This window comes from Micromonospora sp. HK10, assembly GCF_000982955.1.
GTDB lineage: Bacteria > Actinomycetota > Actinomycetes > Mycobacteriales > Micromonosporaceae > Micromonospora.
In genome coordinates, this window is record NZ_KQ058663.1 from 31957 (window position 1) to 51757 (window position 19801).

Below are 19801 nucleotides of genomic sequence, written 5' to 3' on the forward strand. Positions count from 1 at the left end.
GCCGGGGGAAAGCGTCGCTTTAGCCGCCGTGCCGATGATGGCCGCCGGATGCGCGCCTGCAGAAAGGATCCCCATGGACGGCCGTGCCGCCTATCTCCTCGCCGTCGGCACCGCGCTGCCCGGGCCGGCCCTGTCGAACGCCCACCTGGCCCGCCGGTTCGGTCTGCCCGGCGTCTGGGAGCAGTGGGTGGACACCTTCATCGGCACCCGCAACCGGCACCTGGCGCGGGATCTGGACACCGGCGAGGTCCGCTACTCGCTCACCGACATGTGCGAGACCGCCGGCGCCCGGGCGTTGGCCGCCGCCGGGGTCGGTCCGGACGACGTCGACCTGGTGGTGCTCGGCACCTCCTCGCCGGACCGGCTGATGCCGGCCACCGTCAACATGGTCGCCGACCGGCTGGGCATCGACGGCGTCCCCACGTACCAGATGCAGTCCGGCTGCACCGGTGCGGTGCAGGCCCTCGACGTGGCGCACAAGCTGCTCCTGGTCGGCCGGGGCCGCACGGCGCTGGTGCTCGGCGCGGACAGCTGCGCCAAGCACCTGGACGTGCACGCGGACACCAGCGGCGCGGACCCGGCCGAGCAGGTCAACGGCGTGCTCTTCGGCGACGGGGCCGGCGCCGCGGTGCTGCGCACCGAGCCGGTGCCCGGCGCGCTCGAGGTCCGCCACGTGGAGCTGCGCCTGGTCGGCCGGGGTCGGGCGCCGGGACAGGTCGTCGAGTGGTTCGGCGCCGGCGACGGCCCGCCCACCGCACCCGTGGTGGAGGACTACAAGGCGATCGAGGAGTCGGTGCCGCCGATGGCGCAGCGCACCCTGCGCCGCGTGCTGGACGAGCTGGACTGGCAGGACGACGAGGTGGACTACCTGCTCCCGCCGCAGCTGTCCGGCCGGATGACCGCCCGGATCACCGCCGCCCTCGGCCTGCCCGGGGCGTACGAGGTGAGCTGCGTGGCCGACATCGGCAACACCGGCAACGCGCTCCCCTTCTTCCAGCTCGAACAGGTCATGCCGAAAATGGCCGCGGGCGACCGGGCGGTCGGGGTGGCCATCGAGTCCAGCAAGTGGATCGAGGCCGGGTTCGCGCTGGAGGCGGTCTGAGTGGACGCCGCGACCCCCGCCGCCGAGACGCTGCTCGACCTGCACCGGTCGGGCCGGCTCGCGGCGCGCTACCCGGAGGTCCGCGCCCTGCTCGACGGGCTGGACGACGCCGAACTCGTCCGGGCCGGCCGGCTGCTCGCCCGCCTCGACGTCGACGAGGTACGCGCCGCGCACCCGGACGTCCCCACGGTCGCCGTCACGGTGACCGGGCACGGCACCCTCGCCCCGCTGCTGCCGGCGCTCACCGCCGAACTGGCCCGGCACGGCCTGCTGCTGCACGCCCGGCTCGCCCCCTTCGACTCGTACGTCTTCGACCTGGCCGACCCCGACAGCGAGCTGTACCGGGCCGAACCGGACCTGGTGCTCTGCGTGCTCGACCCGATGGTGGTCTTCGACGAGGTGCCGGTGCCGTGGCGGCCCGCCGACGTGGCCCGGGTGCTCGCCGAGAAGGTCGACCTGGTCGAGCGCCTGGCCGCCACCTTCCGCGCCACCGCGCGTGGCACCCTGGTGCTGAACACGCTGCCCCTGCTGCGGCGGCACACCGCCCAGCTGGTCGACCTGGCCTCCCGGGCCGAGCTGGGCGCGCTCTGGCGGGAGGCCAACGCCCGGCTGCTGCGCCTGTCCGCCGCCAACCCCTCCCTGGTGGTCGTCGACCTCGACCCCCTACTCGCGGAGGGGTCGCCCGCCTGCGACCCGCGGCTGACCGTGTACGCCAAGGCGCACCTGGCCGAGCCGCTGCTCGCCGGGTACGCCCGCGAGGTCGGCCACCTGGCCCGGAACCTGGCCGGGCAGACCAAGAAGTGCCTGGCGCTGGACCTGGACGGCACGGTGTGGGGCGGCATCCTCGGCGACGACGGCATCGACGGCATCGAGGTGGCGGAGAGCTACCGCGGCGAGGCGCACCGCGCCTTCCAGCGGGTCGCCAAGCAGCTCGGCGCGCAGGGCGTGCTGCTCACCGTGGTGAGCAAGAACGAGGCGGCCGCCGTCGCACAGGCGTTGCGCGAGCACCCCGACATGACGCTGCGCGAGGACGACTTCGTCCGGGTGGTGGCCAACTGGGCGCCCAAGCACGACAACCTCACCGAGCTGGCAGGCTCGCTCAACCTGCACCCGGACAGCTTCGTCTTCGTCGACGACAGCCCCTTCGAGTGCGGGCTGATCCGGCACGCCCTGCCCGGCACCGCCGTCGTGCAGGTCGACGCCGAGCCGGCGCTGCACCTGGTGAAGCTGCTGCGCGACGGCTGGTTCACCACCCGCCAGCTCACCGCCGAGGACCGGGACCGGGCCGCCGGCTACCGCGACGACCTGGCCCGGCAGGACTTCCGCCAGTCGTTCACCTCGCTCGCCGACTACCTGGCCGAGCTGGCCGTCGAGGTGGAGCTGGGCGAGGCCGGCCCCGAGCAGGTGCCCCGGGTGTCCCAGCTGTCGCTGCGCACCAACCAGTTCAACCCGACCACCCGCCGGTTGCAGCCGCAGGACGTCAGCGAGCTGCTCGACGACCCGTACGCCCGGGTGCTCACCGTGCGCAGCCGGGACCGGTTCGGCGAGAACGGCCTGGTCGGCGCCCTGTTCCTGCGCCGCGACGGTGACCTCGTGCAGATCGAGAACTTCCTGCTCAGCTGCCGGGTCTTCTCCCGCGGCATCGAGCAGGCGTGCCTGGCCGCGGTGCTGCGGCACGCCCGGGCCGGCGGCGCGTCGGCCGTGCTGGCCAGCTACCGGCCGACCGCCAAGAACCGGGTCGTCGCGGACCTGTGGCCCCGGCACGGCTTCGCGCCGGCCGGCGAGGACGGCGACGCCATCCGCTTCCGGCACGACCTGCACGACATCCCGGCGGTGCCCGAGCACATCCGCCTCACCGACCGCATTGGAGTGGACGCCGCATGAACAGCCTCGACGACTTCCTGCACCTCGTCACCGACGAGGTGGGCATCCCGGTCAACGCCGAGGACGCCCGCGGTGACCTCGACCAGGTGGCCGGCTGGGACTCGGTGCACCTGCTCACCCTGCTCACGGTGCTGGAGCAGCGGACCGGGCGTACCCTCGCGCTGCCCGACGTGCTGGCGGCCCGCAGCCTCGCCGACATCTACGACCTGGCCGTGACGGCATGAGGATCAGCCCCGTCGCCCGGCAGCGCCGGCACACGTTCTTCTTCCTCGATCAGCTCCGGGACTTCTCGCCGGTCTTCCTCGACGCCGAGGTGGACATGACCGCGGTACGCCGGCACCGGGCGGCGGCCCGCGCGGACGGACACCGGTACTCGGTGGTCAGCTACCTGCTGCGGGTGACCGGGCGGGTGCTCGCCGCCCACCCCGACGCGAACGCCGCCATCAGCGGCCGGCTCCGCGCCCGGGTGGCCCGGTACGACCGGGTCAACGGCAAGCTCACCCTGGACAAGACCGTCGACGGGCAGCGGGTGGTACTGGCGGCGGTCCTGCCCGACCTGCACACCGCGAGCCTGGACGACATCCAGCGCCAGGTGGACCACTACCGCGACGGCGACCCCGACGAGATGCCGGAGTTCGCCCTGCTGCGCAAGCTGCACCGGGCGCCGACGCTGCTCGGCCGGGCCGTGTTCCGGCTCGGCACCCGGCCGCTGCGCCGGCGCGGCGACGCGTTCGGCACCTTCGCGGTCACCTCGCTGGGCCACCGCCCGGTGGACAGCTTCCACTCGGTGGGCGGCACCACCATCACCCTCGGGGTCGGCCAGGTCGCCGACCGTCCGGTGGCCCGCGACGGCCGGCTGGCGATCGCCCCGCTCATGCGGCTCAGCCTCGCCTTCGACCACCGGGTGATCGACGGCGCCGAGGCGGCCGACATCCTCACCGAAATCAAGAGCGGCCTGGAGAGCTTCGCGCCGGCCGCCGACCCGGACGGCGCGCCGGCGCACCGGGCCGAGCCGACGCGCGAGCCGGACCTGGAGCGGGCATGAACGACCTGGACGAACTGAAGCGCTACATCACCGTGCACGCCCGCGGCCAGCGGATCCCCGACCTGCCCGCGCTGCTGGACCGGATCCGCACCGACGCCGGCGACGAGCCCGGCTCCTGGGTCCGGGAGTGGAGCGACCGGGGCGACCGGCTGGAGCGCGACGGCAAGCTGCTCGACGCCGCCCGGCACTTCGCCATGGCCCGCTTCCCGTACGTCGACGGGCCGCCCCGGGCGGAGGCGCTGCGCCGCTGTGTGGCGGCCTTCGACCGGTGGCGCGCCGACGGCCAGGGCATCGAGCGGCTCGACCTGGACCTGGACGGCGGCCGGGTCGGCTGCTGGGCCGCCGGCCTGGACGCCGCCGCACCGCGTCCGCTGCTGCTGGTGCTGGGCGGGATCGTCAGCGTCAAGGAGCAGTGGGCGCCCACCCTGCCGCTCTTCGCGAAGCTGGGGTTCGCCGCGGTCGGCACCGAGCTGCCCGGGGCCGGGGAGAACACCCTGCGCTACGGCGCGGAGAGCTGGCGGATGCTGCCCGACCTGCTGGACCGGCTCGCCGACCGGGCCGACGTGTCCCGCACGTACGCCATCGCCTTCAGCTTCGCCGGGCACCTGGCCCTGCGGACCGCCGCCGAGGATCCGCGGCTGGCCGGCATCGTGACCGCCGGGGCGCCGGTGCGGGAGTTCTTCATCGACCAGGCCTGGCAGGCCCGGGTGCCGGACATCACCATGGACACCCTCGCCCACCTGACCGGCACGAAGCGGGCGGAGCTGGTCGCCGGGCTCGACGCCTGGGCGCTCACCGACGCCCAGCTGGCGGCCGTCGGGATCCCGGTGGCGTACCTGGCCAGCCGGCGTGACGAGATCATCCCGCCGGCCGAGGCGGCCCGGCTGCCGGAGCGGCTACGGCGGCTGCACCTGGTCGAGAACGACGACACCCACGGCTCGCCCCGGCACGTGGTCGGCTCGCAACTCTGGACGCTGGCCTCACTGCTGCGGCTGCGCGGGGAACGCGGGCCGCGCCGGGTGCTGGTCGGCGGGCTGGCCCGGGCCGCCCGGCTGGCCGACCGGTTGCGGCCGGGACGCGACTGACCACGCGGCCCCGGGCCGAGGGCACCGGGCGCCGACACCACCGACGAACGGCGCAGGAGGGGACCGGACGGTGCGTACGCCGGAGACGTTCATCAGCGGGATCGGGGTCTGGCTACCCGACATCGTCAGCGTCGAACAGGCCGTCGCCGACGGCCACTACCCCGCCGAGCAGGTCGACCTGCACGGCCTCACCGGCGCCGCCGTCGCCGGCGACACCCCCGCCCCCCAGATGGCCCTACACGCCGCCACCCAGGCCCTCACCCGCGCCCACCACCCACCCACCAACCTCGACCTGCTCCTCTACGCCGACTCCTGGCACCAAGGCCCCGACGGCTGGCAACCCCAGTACTACCTGCAACACCACCTCACCGGCGGCACCTGCCTCGCCGTCGAACTCCACCACGGCTGCAACGGCATGTTCACCGCCCTCGAACTCGCCGCCAGCTACCTGCACGCCCACCCCGACCGCCACACCGCCCTCCTCGTCGCCGCCGACAACTTCGGCACCCCGATGATCGACCGCTGGCTGGGCGGCCCCGGCTACCTGATGGGCGACGCCGGCAGCGCCCTGGTGCTGACCACCCGGCCCAGCTTCGCCCGGCTGCTCGCCGTCGGTTCGGTCACCGTCGCCGACGCCGAGGAGCTGCACCGGGCCGGCGAACCGCTCTTCCCACCCGGACCCACCGCCGCGCGGCCGCTGGACTTCACCGCCCGCAGCGCCGAGTTCCGCCGGGCCGCCCTGCAGGGCGGCGCCGGCACCGCCGTGCTGATGGACATCCAGCGGCAGACCCTCCAGGTCGTCGACCGCACCCTCGCCGAGGCCGGCATCGACATCAGCGACGTCACCCGGGTCGCCTACATGAACTACTCCCGCGAGATCGTCGAGCAGCGCTGCACCGCCGCGCTCGGCCTGCCGCTGTCGGCGTCCACCTGGGACTGGGGGCGCGGGCTCGGGCACCTCGGCGCCAGCGACCAGGTCGCCGCGCTGGACCACCTGATCGGCACCGGACAGCTCGGCCCCGGCGACCACCTGCTGATGCTCGGCGTGGGGCCGGGCGTCACGGTCTCCTGCGCCGTCGTCCAGATCATCCACGCACCGGCCTGGCAGTGACCGACGCCGCCGACCGGTCCACCCCGAAGGAGAGGAATCCGGTGTTCGATGCGAACAGCGGCACGCCGCCCGCGGCGGCCGTCGCCGTGGTCGGGATGGGCTGCCGGTTGGCCGGCGACGTCAACTCCCCGGACAGCTTCTGGACGTTGCTGCGCGACGGCCGGGACGGCATCGGCGAGCTGCCCGAGCAACGCTGGGACCACTACCGCGAGCTGGGGCCGGAGTACGCCGCGGCGCTGCGCCGGGCCACCCGGCACGGCGCGTTCCTGCGCGACGTCGAGGGCTTCGACGCCGAGTTCTTCGGCGTCACGCCCCGCGAGGCGGAGCTGATGGACCCGCAGCAGCGGATCCTGCTGGAGGTCACCTGGAACGCCCTGGAGCACGCCGGCATCCCGGCCCGCCGCCTGGCCGGGGGCGACACCGGCGTCTTCGTCGGGGTCGGCTCCGACGACTACGGGCGGCGGCTGCTCGAGGACCTGCCCCGGATCGAGGCGTGGACCGGCATCGGCGCGGCCATGTGCGCGGTCGCCAACCGCATCTCCTACGCGCTGGACCTGCGCGGGCCCAGCCTCGCCGTGGACACCGCCTGCTCCGCCTCGCTGGTCGCCGTGCACCTGGCCTGCCAGAGCCTGCGTACCGGGGAGAGCTCGCTGGCGATCGCCGCCGGGGTCAACCTGATCCTCGCCCCCGGCCTCACCCTCACCCTGGACGCCGCCGGGGCGACCTCGCCGGACGGGCGGTGCAAGTCGTTCGACGCCGCCGCCGACGGCTACGGCCGCGGCGAGGGCTGCGGCGTACTGGTGCTCAAGCGGCTGGCCGACGCGCAACGCGACGGCGACCGGGTGCTGGCGGTGATCCGCGGCAGCGCCGTGCAGCAGGACGGGCGGACCAACGGCATCATGGCGCCCAGCCGGGAGGCGCAGGAGCAGCTGCTGGTCCGCGCCTGCCGGCAGGCCGGCGTCGCACCGACCTCGGTGGACTACGTCGAGGCGCACGGCACCGGAACCCGGTTGGGCGACCCGCTGGAGGCCGGCGCGCTCGGCGCGGTCTACGGCGCCGGCCGCCAGCCCGGCGAGCCGTGCCTGATCGGGTCGGTCAAGGCCAGCATCGGCCACCTGGAGGCCGCCGCCGGGGTGGCCAGCCTGATCAAGGCGATCCTCGCGCTGCGGCACGCCGAGATCCCGCGCAGCCTCAACCTGGAGACGCCCAACCCGGCGATCGACTGGACGAACGCCGGCCTGCGGGTGGTCACCGAGCACCAGCCGTGGCCGGCCCGGCCCGGCCCGCGCCGGGCCGGCGTGTCCGGATTCGGGTACGGCGGCACCATCGCGCACGTCCTGCTCGAGCAGGCGCCCGACCCGCAACCGGCACCGGACGGGCCGGCCGGGCTGCTCTTCCCGCTCTCCGCCGGGTCGCCGGAGACGCTGCGCCGGCACGCCGGCGACCTGGTCGAGCTGCTGGAGAACAGGACCGAGCTGTCGCCGGCCGACCTCGGACACACCCTGTCCCGCCGCCGCGCCCAGCTGGAGCACCGGGCCGCCGTGGTGGCCGCCGACCGGTCCGAGCTGGTCGCCCGGCTGCGCCACGTGGCCCGCGGCGAACAGGCGCAGCACGTCGCCACCGGGCGGGCCCTGCCCGGCGCCGGCGACCGGGGCCCCCGCCCGGTCTGGGTCTTCTCCGGCCACGGTTCGCACTGGTCCGGGATGGGGCAGGGGCTGCTCGCCGAGGAGCCGGCGTTCGCCGCCGTCATGGACGAGCTGGCCCCGTTCTTCCAGGCCGAGATCGGTTTCACCCCGCGCGAGGTGCTCAGCTCCGGTGACCTCGGCGCGGTGGACCGGATCCAGACGATGATCTTCGCGACGCAGGTCGGCCTGGCCGCGGTCTGGCGGGCGTACGGGGTGAGTCCGGCCGCGGTGATCGGCCACTCGGTCGGCGAGATCGCCGCGGCGGTGGCCTGCGGCGGGCTCAGCCTCGCCGACGGCGCGCGGCTGAGCTGCCGGCGGTCGATCCTGCTGCGCCGGGTCGCCGGCGCGGGCGCCATGGCGATGGCCGCGATCCCGTTCGCCGAGGCGGAGCGGCGGCTGGCCGGCCGGACCGACGTGGTGGCCGCGATCGCCGCCTCGCCGGCCTCCACCGTGATCGCCGGTGGCCCGGACGCGGTGGCCGAGGTGCGGGACCGGTGGCAGGCCGAGGGCCTGCTGGTCCGGCGGGTCAACTCGGACGTGGCGTTCCACAGCCCGCAGATGGACCCGCTCTGCCCGGACCTGGCCGCCGCGCTCGGCGACCTCTCCCCGGCCGTGCCGGTGGTGCCGATGTACCGCACCTCACTGGCCGACCCGCGCGGCACCGCGCCGCTGGACGGCGCCTACTGGGCGGGCAACCTGCGCAACCCGGTACGCCTCGGCGACGCCGTGGCGGCGGCCGCGGAGGACGGCCACCGGGCGTTCGTGGAGATCTCGGCGCACCCGGTGGTGGCGCACTCGATCGGCGAGACCCTCGCCGACCTCGACCGGACCTTCGTCGGCTCGACGCTGCGGCGCAACTATCCCGAGCGGGCCACCTTCCTGACCAACCTGGGCGCGGCGCACTGCCACGGCATCCCGGTGGACTGGGCCCGGTTGCAGCCGGCCGGCACCCTGGTCGACCTGCCGCTGACCCCCTGGCAGCACCGCCGGCACTGGCGGGACGCGCCGTCCGGCGGGCCGGGCGGCGGCATGGGCCACGACCCGGACAGCCACACCCTGGTCGGTACGCCGCTGAGCGTGGCCGGCGCCGCGCTGGGGCTGTGGCGGACCCGGCTGGACGACGAGAGCCGCCCCTACCCGGGTCACCACACCATCCACGGCACCGAGGTGGTGCCGGCGGCCGTGCTGCTGAACACGTTCCTGCGGGCCGGCGCCGACCAGGGCCGGCCGCCGGTGCTCAGCGACGTGGCGTTGCGCGTCCCGCTGCCCACCGCCGACCCCCGGGAGATCCAGGTCGTCGCCGAGGACGGCGCGGTGCGGCTCGCCTCCCGGCCCGCCGCGGGGGACGACGCCGCCTGGCAGGTGCACGCCTCGGCGGCGCTCCGCCCGGCATCCGCGCCCGCCCCCGCCGCCGCTGCCACCGGTGCCGCCGACGCCGCCGGTCCGGGTGACACCGCCGGTCCGGGCGACACCGCCGGTCCGGGCGACACCGCCGGTCCGGGCGACACCGCCGGGTTGGGTGACACCGCCGGGTGGCCGGGCGAGCTGACGCCCGGCGAACCGAGCCTGGTCACCGACCATCTCGCCGCGGTGGGCGTACCGTCGATGGCCTTCTCCTGGCGGGTGCGCGAGCTGGCCCAGGGCGACGGCGTGCTGCGCGCCCGGGTCCGGGTCGACCAGCCCGCCCCGGCGGCGACCTGGGCCCCGGTGCTCGACGCCGCGCTCTCCGCCGCGCCGGCCGCGTTCGGCGGCCCGCCCGTGCTGCGGGTGGTCGCCGGCGTCGACACCGTGACGATCAGCGGCGCACCGCCGGCGGAGGCGAGGATCGACGTGCGGGTCGACGGCGACGCCCCCGACCGGGCCGACGTCACCGTCGCCGACCCCGCCGGCACCGTGCTGGCCCGGCTGCGCGGGGTGCGCTTCGGGATCCTCGACGGGCCGGTCACCGCGCCCGTACGGCCCGAGCACCTGGTCTACGAGATCGCCTGGACGCCCTACCCGGCGCCGGCCGAGCAGCGGACGCCCCGGGAGGTGGTGCTGGTCGGCGGGGCCGGACCGCTGGCCGGGGCGGTCACCGCCCGGATCACCGGCGCGGGCGTCCCGCTACGCGCGGTGGCCGACGCCGCCGCGCTGGCCCGGCTCGCGCCGGCGCCGGACCCGTCCGGCGTGGTGCTGGTGCTGCCCGGCGGCGACGCCGACGTGCCGGCCGCGGCCGCCCGGCAGGCCTGGCTGCTCACCGAGGTCACGCAGGTCCTCGCCGGCGGCGACGGGAGCGCCTTCCCCCGGTTGTGGGCGGTGACCCGGGGCGTCCGGGAAGCCGCGGACCCGGCGGCGCTGGCCGACGCGCCACTGTGGGGGCTCGGCCGGGTGCTGGCCACCGAACATCCCGAGCTCTGGGGCGGCCTGATCGACCTGGACCCGGCCGACGAGGGCGGGCTGGACGCACTGCCCGGCCTGCTCGGCGCCACCACCGGAGACGACGTGCTCGCCCCGCGCGGCACCGGCACCTCGGTGGCCCGCCTGGCGCCGCTGGACCGGCCCGCGGTCCGGCCGCCGCTGCGCTGCCGGCCGGACGGGACGTACCTGGTCACCGGCGGGTTGGGCACCCTCGGCCTGGCCGTCGCCGACTGGCTGGCCGACCAGGGCGCCCGCCGCCTGGTGCTGGCCGGCCGGGCCGGGCTGCCGCCGCGGGCCCGCTGGGACCGGCCGGCCGACGACGGCGGCCCGGACCCGGCGACCCGCGACCGGATCGCCCGGGTCCGCGCGCTGGAGGCGCGCGGCGTCACGGTACGCGTGCTCGCCGTCGACGTCGCCGACGCCGACGCGCTGCGCCCGCTGCTCGACCCGGACGCGCTGGGCCTGCCCCCGGTGCGCGGCGTGGTGCACCTCGCCGGCGTGCTGGACAACCGCTTCGCCGCCAACCTGGACGAGGACTCGCTGCGCCGGGTGCTGCGCCCGAAGGTCGACGGGGCCTGGGCGCTGCACCGGCTCTTCCCGCCCGGCAGCGTCGACTTCCTGACCCTCTTCTCCTCCTGTGGCCAGCTGCTCGGGCTGGCCGGGCAGGCCAGCTACGGCGCGGCCAACGCGTTCCTCGACGCGCTGGCCAGCCACCGCCGCACGCTCGGCGCCGACGACACCACCAGCTTCGGGTGGACCTCCTGGCAGGGGCAGGGCATGGCGGTCAACGCCGTGGTGGACAACGAGCTGAAGGCCCGCGCGGTGGCCGCCATCGAACCCGAGCAGGCGTTCGCCGCCTGGCAGCACGCCCACCGGCACGGCGGCGGGCACCTGGCGGTGCTGCGGGTGCTGCCGGCCGGTCCGACCACCGACCGGCCGCCACTGCTGGCCGGGCTGCCCAGCGGGGCGGACGCCGGCGACGGGACGGCCGACCGGGCGTCCGTGGTCCAGCTCGCCGACCTGCCGCCGGAGGAGCTGCGGGCCACCGTGCAGACCGAGGTGGGCACCCAGATCGCCGCCGAGATGCGGCTGCCCCTGTCCGAGCTGGACCTGCGGCGGTCGCTGCTGGAGCAGGGACTCGACTCGGTGATGACGCTGGTGATCCGGCGGCGGCTGGAGAAGCGGTTCGGCCGCCCGGTGCCGGCCACCCTGCTGTGGAACCAGCCCACCGTCTCGGCGATCGCCGAGCACCTGGTCGACGCACTCAGCGCCGCCTCCGCCGGCGCCGAGCCGTGACCGCCCCCGACCCCCGGCCCGCCCCGCCGGGGCGCCACCGGCACCCCCCAGGAGAGGAGAGAACCGTGTCCGAGGACGACGTCAGCGCCGCGTTGACGACCTTCATCAAGGAGAACCTCGCGCAGGACGCGCCGTACGACATCGACGAGGACACCCCGCTGCTGGAGCTGGGCATCCTCGACTCGCTGAAGACGGCGATGCTGCTCAACTACATCCGCGACGGGCTCGGCACCCCGGTGCCGCCACAGCTGATCGACGCGGCCAACTTCCGGAGCATCCGGACCATCGCCGCGCTGGTCGGCAGCCTGACGAGCACACGGAACTGAGGAGGCCGGAGATGAGCGTGGACTACGACGTGGCGGTGATCGGCGGCGGGCCGGCCGGCTCGACCGTCGCCTCCTACCTGGCCGGAGCCGGCCTGTCGGTGGTGGTGTTCGAGAGCGAGCTGTTCCCCCGGGAACACGTCGGCGAGTCGCTGGTGCCGGCCACCACCCCGGTGCTCTCCGAGATCGGCGTGCTGGACGACGTCGAGGCGGCCGGCTTCCCGCGCAAGTACGGCGCGGCCTGGACGTCGGCCGAGTCGCGCAACGTGCCGCACAACGGCTTCACCGGCCTCGACCACGACTTCCGCGCCGCCGAGGTGATGTTCGTCGAGCGGGACCAGCCGGGCGTCGACCGGGATTACACCTTCCACGTCGACCGGGGCAAGTTCGACCTGATCCTGCTCAAGCACGCGGAGAGCCGCGGCGCGAAGGTCTTCTCCGGCGCGCGGGTGCTCAACGTGGACTTCGCCGACCCGGAGGCGGTGGCGCTGACGGTCCGGTTCGGCCCCCGCGAGGTGCCGTTCCGGGCCGGCATGGTGGTGGACGCCTCGGGCCGCAGCACGCTGCTCGGCCGGCAGCTCAGGTACAAGGTCTCCGACCCGGTCTTCAACCAGTACGCCGTGCACACCTGGTTCGAGGGCCTGGACCGGGCGGCGGTCGCGCCGTCGGCGGAGAAGGAGGACTACATCTTCGTCCACTTCCTGCCGATCAAGGACACCTGGGTGTGGCAGATCCCGATCACCGACACCATCACCAGCGTCGGCGTGGTCACCCAGAAGAAGCTCTTCGCCGAGGCCAACACCGACCGGGAGGCGTTCTTCTGGGACTTCCTGTCCAGCCGGCCGGACCTGCACAAGGCGTTGCAGGACGCACAGCGGGTCCGCCCGTTCAAGGCCGAGGGCGACTACAGCTACTCCATGAAGGAGATCTGCGGCGACCGGTTCGTGCTGATCGGCGACGCGGCCCGGTTCGTCGACCCGATCTTCTCCAGCGGGGTGAGCGTGGCGCTGAACAGCGCCCGGATCGCGGCCAAGGACATCATCGCCGCCCACCGGGCCGGCGACTACGCCAAGACCCGGTTCGCCGGGTACGAGGAGAAGCTGCGCCGGGGCGTGCGCTACTGGTACGAGTTCATCTCCATCTACTACCGGCTCAACGTGCTCTTCACCGCCTTCGTCCAGGACCCGCGCTACCGCATCGACGTACTGAAGATGCTCCAGGGCGACGTCTACGACGACGAGGAGCCGAAGGCGCTGGTGGCCATGCGGGAGGCGGTGGCCGCGGTGGAGAACAACCCCGACCACCTCTGGCACCCGTACCTGGGGACGCTGCGCGCCCCCGCCGCGACCGCCTGATCCGACGTCGAAGCCCGGCCCGGGAGATCCGGGCCGGGCTTCGGCGGTTGCGGGGTCGGTCAGCGCAACGCGACCGGCAGCGACTCCCAGCCGTTCATCAGGATGCTGGTCTGCCGGGTGAGCTGCTCGGCCGGCACGGCCAGCCGCAGCTTCGGGAACCGGGCCAGCAGCGTGCCGATGGCGATCCGCGCCTCCAGCCGGGCCAGCGGGGCACCCATGCAGTGGTGCAGCCCGTGCCCGAAGGACAGGTGGCCGTTCTTCTCCCGGCCGATGTCGAACCGCTCCGGCTCGGCGAAGAGCGCCGGGTCGTGGTTGGCCGCGACCAGCGAGATGAACACCATCTCCCCGCGCGGGATGGTGGCCCCGCCGATCGACACGTCCTCGGCGGCACGGCGCGGGGTGGCCATCCGCAGCGGCGCCTCGTAGCGGAGGAACTCCTCGATCGCGGTGGGCAGCCGCTCCGGGTCGGCCCGCACCGCGGCCAGCGACTCGGGATGGGTGAGCAGGTCGTGCACCCCGTTGCCGATCAGGTTGGTGGTGGTGGCGTGCCCGGCGATCAGCATCAGGAACACCATCGAGGTCAGCTCGTCCTCGCTGAGCCGGTCCCCGCCGTCGCTGACCCCGACCAGACCGGAGAGCAGATCGTCGGCCGGCTCCCGGCGCTTGCGCTCGATCAGCGTGCGGGCGTACTCGACCAGCCTGGTGGCGGCGCCGATGAACTCCTCGGGCCGGGCCAGGGTGCCCTGGGTGATGGTGTTGGCCCAGCCCTGGAAGATCTCCGAATCGGCCGCCGGTACGCCGAGCAGCTCGGCGATCACCTGGAACGGCAGCGGAAAGGTCAACGCGGGCACCAGGTCGACCTCGTCCCGGTCGGCGAACGCGTCCAGCAGCCCGTCGGTCAGCTCCTGGATCCGCGGTGCCAGCGCGTCGGTGCGGCGGCGGGTGAAGGCGGCGCTGACCAGCTTGCGCAGCCGGCCGTGATCCGGCGGGTTGCTGTGCAGGACGTCGCTGCTCATCGCCAGGGCCAGCTCCGGCGGCAGGCCGGGATAGCCGCCCTCCAGCGGACCGTCCTTGATCAGGTGCGGGTGGGCGAGGGCCTGCCGGACCTCGTCGCCGTTGGTGATCAGCCAGGCGAGAGCGCCGTGCGGGAGGGCGATCTGCCGCACCGGCGCGGTGCGCCCCAGGACCGGGGCGTCGGTCAGGCTCGGGGGTTTCGACTTCAGCTCGGGTGACGGCGTCATCCCGCCATCGTCGGCGCGCCGACTAAAGGGGAGGCAAAGCTGACCGGCCCGGCCCGGGCCGGTCAGGAACGGCTTTAACGACCGACAAGGCCGCCGTTGGGGGCCGTGGGCACGCTGTCCAGCGCGCCGGGCGCCGGTGCCACCCCCGGGTGCGCCGACGGCGTCCGTACGAGGCCGAGTGAGGGGCAGTGATCCGCATGAAGCATGACCACGACCCGGTCGTCCCGCAGCCCGCCGACCCGGCCGGCGCGGCGATCGCCGTGATCGGCATGTCCTGCCGGCTGCCCCAGGCCCCCGACCCGTCGGCCTTCTGGCGGCTGCTGCGCGACGGGCGCAGCGCCATCGGCGAGACGCCGGCGGACCGCTGGGACGACCCGGGCGCGATCCGGCACGGCGGCTTCCTGGACCGGGTGGACGAGTTCGACGCCGACTTCTTCGGCATCTCGCCCCGCGAGGCCAGCGCCATGGACCCGCAGCAACGGCTCATGCTGGAGCTGGCCTGGGAGGCGCTGGAGGACACCGGGGTGGTGCCCGGCACCCTGCGCGGCAGCCGCACCGGCGTCTTCGTCGGCGCGATCTGGGACGACTACGCCACCCTGCTGTCCCGGCAGGGCACCGAGGTGATCGGCCAGCACAGCGTCACCGGCACGCACCGCAGCATCATCGCCAACCGGGTGTCGTACACGCTGGGGCTGCACGGGCCGAGCCTCACCATCGACGCGGCCCAGTCGTCTTCCCTGGTCGCCGTGCACATGGCCTGCGCCAGCCTGCGCAGCGGCGAGTCCTCGCTGGCCCTGGCGGGTGGCGCGAACCTGATGATCGTGCCGGAGAGCACCATCCGCTCGGCCCGCTTCGGCGGCCTCTCCCCCGACGGCCGGTGCTTCACCTTCGACGCCCGCGCCAACGGCTACGTGCGGGGCGAGGGCGGCGCGGTGGTGGTGTTGAAGCGGCTGGCCGACGCGCTGGCCGACGGCGACCCGGTCTACTGCGTGATCCGCGGCAGCGCGGTCAACAACGACGGCGCCACCGAAGGGCTCACCGTGCCCAGCGTCGCCGCCCAGCAGCGGATGCTGACCGAGGCGTACGCCAACGCCGGCGTCGACCCGGCCACCGTCCAGTACGTCGAGCTGCACGGCACCGGCACCCGGGTCGGCGACCCGATCGAGGCTGCCGCGCTGGGCGCGGCGCTCGGGTCGGCGCGGACCGGGGCGCCGCTGGCGGTCGGCTCGGCCAAGACCAACGTCGGCCACCTGGAGGGCGCGGCCGGGGTGGTCGGCCTGATCAAGGCGGCGCTGAGCATCCGGCACCGGCAACTGCCGCCGAGCCTCAACTTCACCACCCCGAACCCGGACATCCCGCTGGACGAGCTGCGCCTGCGGGTGCAGACCGAGCTGGGCGACTGGCCGCACCCGGGCGCGCCACTGGTCGCCGGGGTCAGCTCCTTCGGCATGGGCGGCACCAACTGCCACCTGGTGCTGACCGAGCCGCCCGCCCCCGAGCCCGAGCCCGCGCCCGCCGGACCGGACCGGCCACGGCGGGGCGCGGGCGAGCGCCGGGGGCGGCGCGGCCGTACCCCCGAACCGGCTCGCGCGGCCGGCGAGGACGTGGTTCAGGTGCCGGCGCCCGCCGCAGCCGGACCGACCGCCTGGGTGCTCTCCGCCCGCGACGACGCCGCGCTGGGCGGGCAGGCCCGCCGGCTGCTCGACCGGCTGGCGGACGGCCCCGCCGACCCGCCGCGCGACATCGCGTACTCCCTGGTCACCACCCGGGCCGCGTTCCCGCACCGGGCGGTGCTGGTGGCCGACGACGGTGACCCGGACACGCTGCGCGCCGGGCTGGCCGCGCTCGCCGACGGCGAGCCCGCGGCGACCGTGGTGCGGGGCACGGCCACCGACCCCGGCCGGGTCGCGTTCCTCTTCTCCGGGCAGGGCAGCCAGCGGGTCCGGATGGGCCAGCAGCTGCGGGCCGTCGTACCGGCGTTCGCCCGGGCCCTGGACGAGGTCCTCGCCGCACTCGACCCGCACCTGCCCCGGCCGCTCGGCGAGCTGCTCGCCGCGCCCGAGGGCTCCGCCGACGCCGCGCTGCTGGACCGGACCGGCTTCACCCAGCCCGCGCTCTTCGCCGTCGAGGTGGCGCTGTACCGGCTGGTCGAGCAGGCCGGGCTCACCCCGGATCTGCTGCTCGGCCACTCCGTCGGCGAGCTGGCCGCCGCGCACGTGGCCGGCGTGCTGTCGCTGCCGGACGCCGCCGCGCTGGTCGCCGCCCGCGGCCGCCTGATGCAGGCGCTCACCGAGCGCGGCGCGATGGTCGCGGTGCAGGCCACCGAGGACGAGGTACGGGCCAGCCTGCCCGCCGGCGGGCGGGTCGACGTGGCCGCCCTGAATGGTCCGACCTCGACCGTGGTGGCCGGCGACGAGGACGCCGTCCTCGCCCTCGCCGAGCAGTGGCGGGAGCGCGGCCGGCGAACCAAGCGGCTGCGGGTCAGCCACGCGTTCCACTCGCCGCACATGGACGCCATGCTCGAGGACTTCCGGGCCGTGGCGGAACAGCTCCACTTCGCCCCGCCGGCCATCCCGATCGTGTCCAACCTGACCGGCGCGGTCGCCGACCCGGCGGACCTCACCGACCCCGGCTACTGGGTGCGGCACGTCCGGCACGCGGTCCGCTTCGTCGACGGCGTACGCACCCTGCACGAGCAGGGCGTCCGCACCTTCATCGAGGTGGGTCCCGACGGGGTGCTCTCCGGCCTGGGCCGGGAGTGCCTGCCCGAGGGCGGCGCCACCTTCCTGGCCCTGCTCCGGCCCCGGCTGCCGGAGACCCGTTCCGTCCTGCTGGCCCTGTCCGCCGCGTACGTGCGGGGCGTACCGGTCGACTGGCCGGCCGTGCTGGCCTGGCCGGGCGGCCCGGCGCCGCGCCGGGTGCCGCTGCCCACCTACGCCTTCCAGCGGCGGCGGTACTGGCTGGACGGGGTGGCCACCCCGACCCGGAGCGCGCCGCCGGCCGAACCGGCCGCCCCGGTGCCGGCGGAACCGGCGCCGGCCACCCCCACCGGGGGCGCGCCGGGCAACCCGCTCGCCCACCGGCTCGCCGGCCTCGCCGAGGCCGACCAGCAGCGGGTGCTGCTCGACCTGGTCCGCACCCACGTGGCGATCGTCCTCGGGCACGTCACCGCGCAGACCGTCGCGGACGGCCGCACCTTCAAGGAGTTGGGTTTCGACTCGCTGCTCTCGGTGGAGCTGCGGGACCGGCTGGCCGCCGCCACCGGGCTGAGCCTGCCGGTCGGGCTGCTCTACGACCACCCCACCCCGGAGGCGCTCGCGGCGCACCTGCGTACCCGGCTGGTCGGCGGGGCACGGGCGGGCGCCGGCGACCTGCCGGCCGCGGTGAGCGACGAGCCGATCGCCATCGTCTCCATGGCGTGCCGCTACCCGGGCGGGGCCGAGTCACCGACCGAGCTGTGGCGGCTGCTCACCGAGGAGGTCGACGCGATCTCCGGCTTCCCGACGGACCGGGGCTGGAACCTCGACGCGCTCTACGACCCGAGCGCCGAGCGCGCCGGCAGCAGCTACGTCCGCGAGGGCGGCTTCCTCTACGGCGCCGGCGACTTCGACCCGGGCTTCTTCGGGATCAGCCCCCGCGAGGCCGCGGCGATGGACCCGCAGCAGCGGCTGCTGCTGGAGACCGCCTGGGAGACCCTGGAGCGGGCCGGCATCGACCCGACCGGGCTGCGCGGCTCCCGCGCCGGCGTCTTCGTCGGCGCGACCTTCCTCGACTACGGGCCCCGGCTGCACCAGGCGCCGGAGGGCTACGAGGGCTTCCTGCTCACCGGCAGCACCACCAGCGTGGCCTCGGGCCGGCTGGCGTACTCGATGGGCTTCGAGGGCCCGGCGGTTACCGTGGACACCGCCTGCTCCTCCTCGCTGGTGGCGATCCACCTGGCCGCCCAGGCGCTGCGCCAGGGCGAGTGCAGCATGGCGCTGGCCGGCGGCGTCACCGTGATGGCCACGCCCGGCATGTTCATCGAGTTCAGCCGCCAGCGCGGGCTGGCTCCGGACGCCCGGTGCAAGCCGTTCGCCGAGGCCGCCGACGGCACGGCGTGGGGTGAGGGCGTCGGCCTGATCCTGCTGGAGCGGCTCTCCGACGCGCAGCGCAACGGACACCAGGTGCTCGCCGTGATCCGCGGCTCGGCGGTCAACCAGGACGGCGCCAGCAACGGCCTCACCGCCCCGAACGGGCCGTCCCAGGAGCGGCTCATCCGGCAGGCGCTCGCCGCGTCCGGCCTCGGCCCGGCGGACGTGGACGCGGTCGAGGCGCACGGCACCGGCACCCGGCTGGGCGACCCGATCGAGGCGCAGGCGCTGCTCGCCACGTACGGGCAGGACCGGCCGGCGGACCGGCCGCTCTGGCTGGGGTCGGTCAAGTCGAACCTCGGGCACACCCAGGCCGCCGCCGGTGTCGCCGGGGTGATCAAGATGGTCCAGGCGATGCGCCACGGCCTGCTGCCGCGCACCCTGCACGTCGACGCGCCCAGCCCGCACGTGGACTGGACGGCCGGCGCGGTGGCCCTGCTCACCGAGCCGACGCCGTGGCCCGAGCGGGACCGGCCGCGCCGCGCCGGGGTCTCCTCGTTCGGCATCAGCGGCACCAACGCGCACCTGATCATCGAGCAGCACCCGGTGGCCGAGCAGGCCGGTGAGGACGCCACCCCGGACGAGCCGGCCGACCCGGCCGAGGCGGCCGCCGCCGCACCGCAGCCCGGGGTGCCGCTGCCGTGGCTGCTGTCGGCGAAGACCGCGGCCGCGCTGCGCGCGCAGGCCGCCAACCTCGCCCGGTACGCGCAGGAGCGCCCCGACCTGGACCAGGACCGGGTCGCGGCGACCCTGATCGGCAGCCGCGCCACCTTCCACCACCGGGCCGCCGTGCTGCCCGACGACGAGCCGGTCGACGCGCTGCGGGCGCTCGCCGAGGACCGCCCACACCCCGCCCTGCTCCAACACACCGCCACCCACCACGGCCGGACCGTGTTCGTCTTCCCCGGCCAGGGCGGACAGTGGCTCGGCATGGGCCGCGAACTCGCCCAACACAGCCCGGTCTTCGCCGCCCACCTCGACGCCTGCGCGACGGCCCTGCGGCCCTACGTGGACTGGGACCTGCACAGCGTCCTGCACGACGACGACCCCGACTGGCTGACCCGCGTCGACGTGGTCCAGCCGGTCCTGTTCGCCGTGATGACCGGCCTGGCCGCCGTGTGGCGGCACCACGGCATCACCCCCGACG

The 19801-nt window shown here is 75.4% G+C and carries 11 protein-coding genes; 10 read left to right on the forward strand and 1 reads right to left on the reverse strand.

Going from position 1 to position 19801, the window contains the following annotated elements; all coding sequences use genetic code 11:
* The first annotated feature begins 73 nt into the window (after positions 1 to 73).
* The 9 genes from LQ51_RS02180 to LQ51_RS02220 all read left to right on the forward strand — a co-directional run bounded on the left by LQ51_RS02180 (position 74) and on the right by LQ51_RS02220 (position 13283).
* The gene (locus LQ51_RS02180; protein WP_156312952.1) at positions 74 to 1102 is read left to right on the forward strand and encodes a 3-oxoacyl-ACP synthase III family protein; all 1029 of its coding nucleotides are present in this window, start codon (positions 74 to 76) and stop codon (positions 1100 to 1102) included.
* Positions 1103 to 2986, forward strand: a complete 1884-nt coding sequence (locus LQ51_RS02185) for an HAD-IIIC family phosphatase (protein ID WP_052744726.1) — start codon at positions 1103 to 1105, stop codon at positions 2984 to 2986.
* Positions 2983 to 3210 carry a phosphopantetheine-binding protein gene (locus tag LQ51_RS02190; protein WP_046562921.1) on the forward strand — a complete coding sequence of 76 codons (228 nt, stop codon included), beginning with the start codon at positions 2983 to 2985 and terminating at the stop codon, positions 3208 to 3210. Before LQ51_RS02185 ends, LQ51_RS02190 begins: the two co-directional genes overlap by 4 nt.
* On the forward strand, positions 3207 to 4031 hold the full coding sequence (locus LQ51_RS32595; protein ID WP_046562922.1) for a 2-oxo acid dehydrogenase subunit E2: 825 nt from the start codon (positions 3207 to 3209) through the stop codon (positions 4029 to 4031). The genes LQ51_RS02190 and LQ51_RS32595 overlap by 4 nt, the downstream gene beginning before the upstream one ends.
* Positions 4028 to 5116, forward strand: a complete 1089-nt coding sequence (locus LQ51_RS32600) for an alpha/beta fold hydrolase (RefSeq protein WP_046562923.1) — start codon at positions 4028 to 4030, stop codon at positions 5114 to 5116. The genes LQ51_RS32595 and LQ51_RS32600 overlap by 4 nt, the downstream gene beginning before the upstream one ends.
* 70 nt (positions 5117 to 5186) lie before the next feature.
* A complete protein-coding gene (locus LQ51_RS02205; RefSeq protein ID WP_046562924.1) occupies positions 5187 to 6227 on the forward strand; it encodes a ketoacyl-ACP synthase III family protein in 1041 nt (346 codons plus the stop codon).
* 41 nt (positions 6228 to 6268) lie between these two features.
* Positions 6269 to 11605 carry a type I polyketide synthase gene (locus LQ51_RS02210; protein WP_197087503.1) on the forward strand — a complete coding sequence of 1779 codons (5337 nt, stop codon included), beginning with the start codon at positions 6269 to 6271 and terminating at the stop codon, positions 11603 to 11605.
* A gap of 65 nt (positions 11606 to 11670) precedes the next feature.
* A complete protein-coding gene (locus tag LQ51_RS33205; RefSeq protein WP_046562925.1) occupies positions 11671 to 11931 on the forward strand; it encodes an acyl carrier protein in 261 nt (86 codons plus the stop codon).
* Positions 11932 to 11942: 11 nt separating this feature from the next.
* Positions 11943 to 13283, forward strand: a complete 1341-nt coding sequence (locus tag LQ51_RS02220) for an NAD(P)/FAD-dependent oxidoreductase (RefSeq protein ID WP_046562926.1) — start codon at positions 11943 to 11945, stop codon at positions 13281 to 13283.
* Between the two features lie 59 nt (positions 13284 to 13342).
* Here the strand turns inward: LQ51_RS02220 and LQ51_RS02225 are convergent, their stop codons facing one another.
* A complete protein-coding gene (locus LQ51_RS02225; RefSeq protein WP_082159229.1) occupies positions 13343 to 14524 on the reverse strand; it encodes a cytochrome P450 family protein in 1182 nt (393 codons plus the stop codon).
* 197 nt (positions 14525 to 14721) lie between these two features.
* Here LQ51_RS02225 and LQ51_RS02230 point away from each other — a divergent pair.
* A partial coding sequence (locus tag LQ51_RS02230) for a type I polyketide synthase (RefSeq protein ID WP_046562937.1) occupies positions 14722 to 19801 on the forward strand: 5080 nt, incomplete at its 3' end.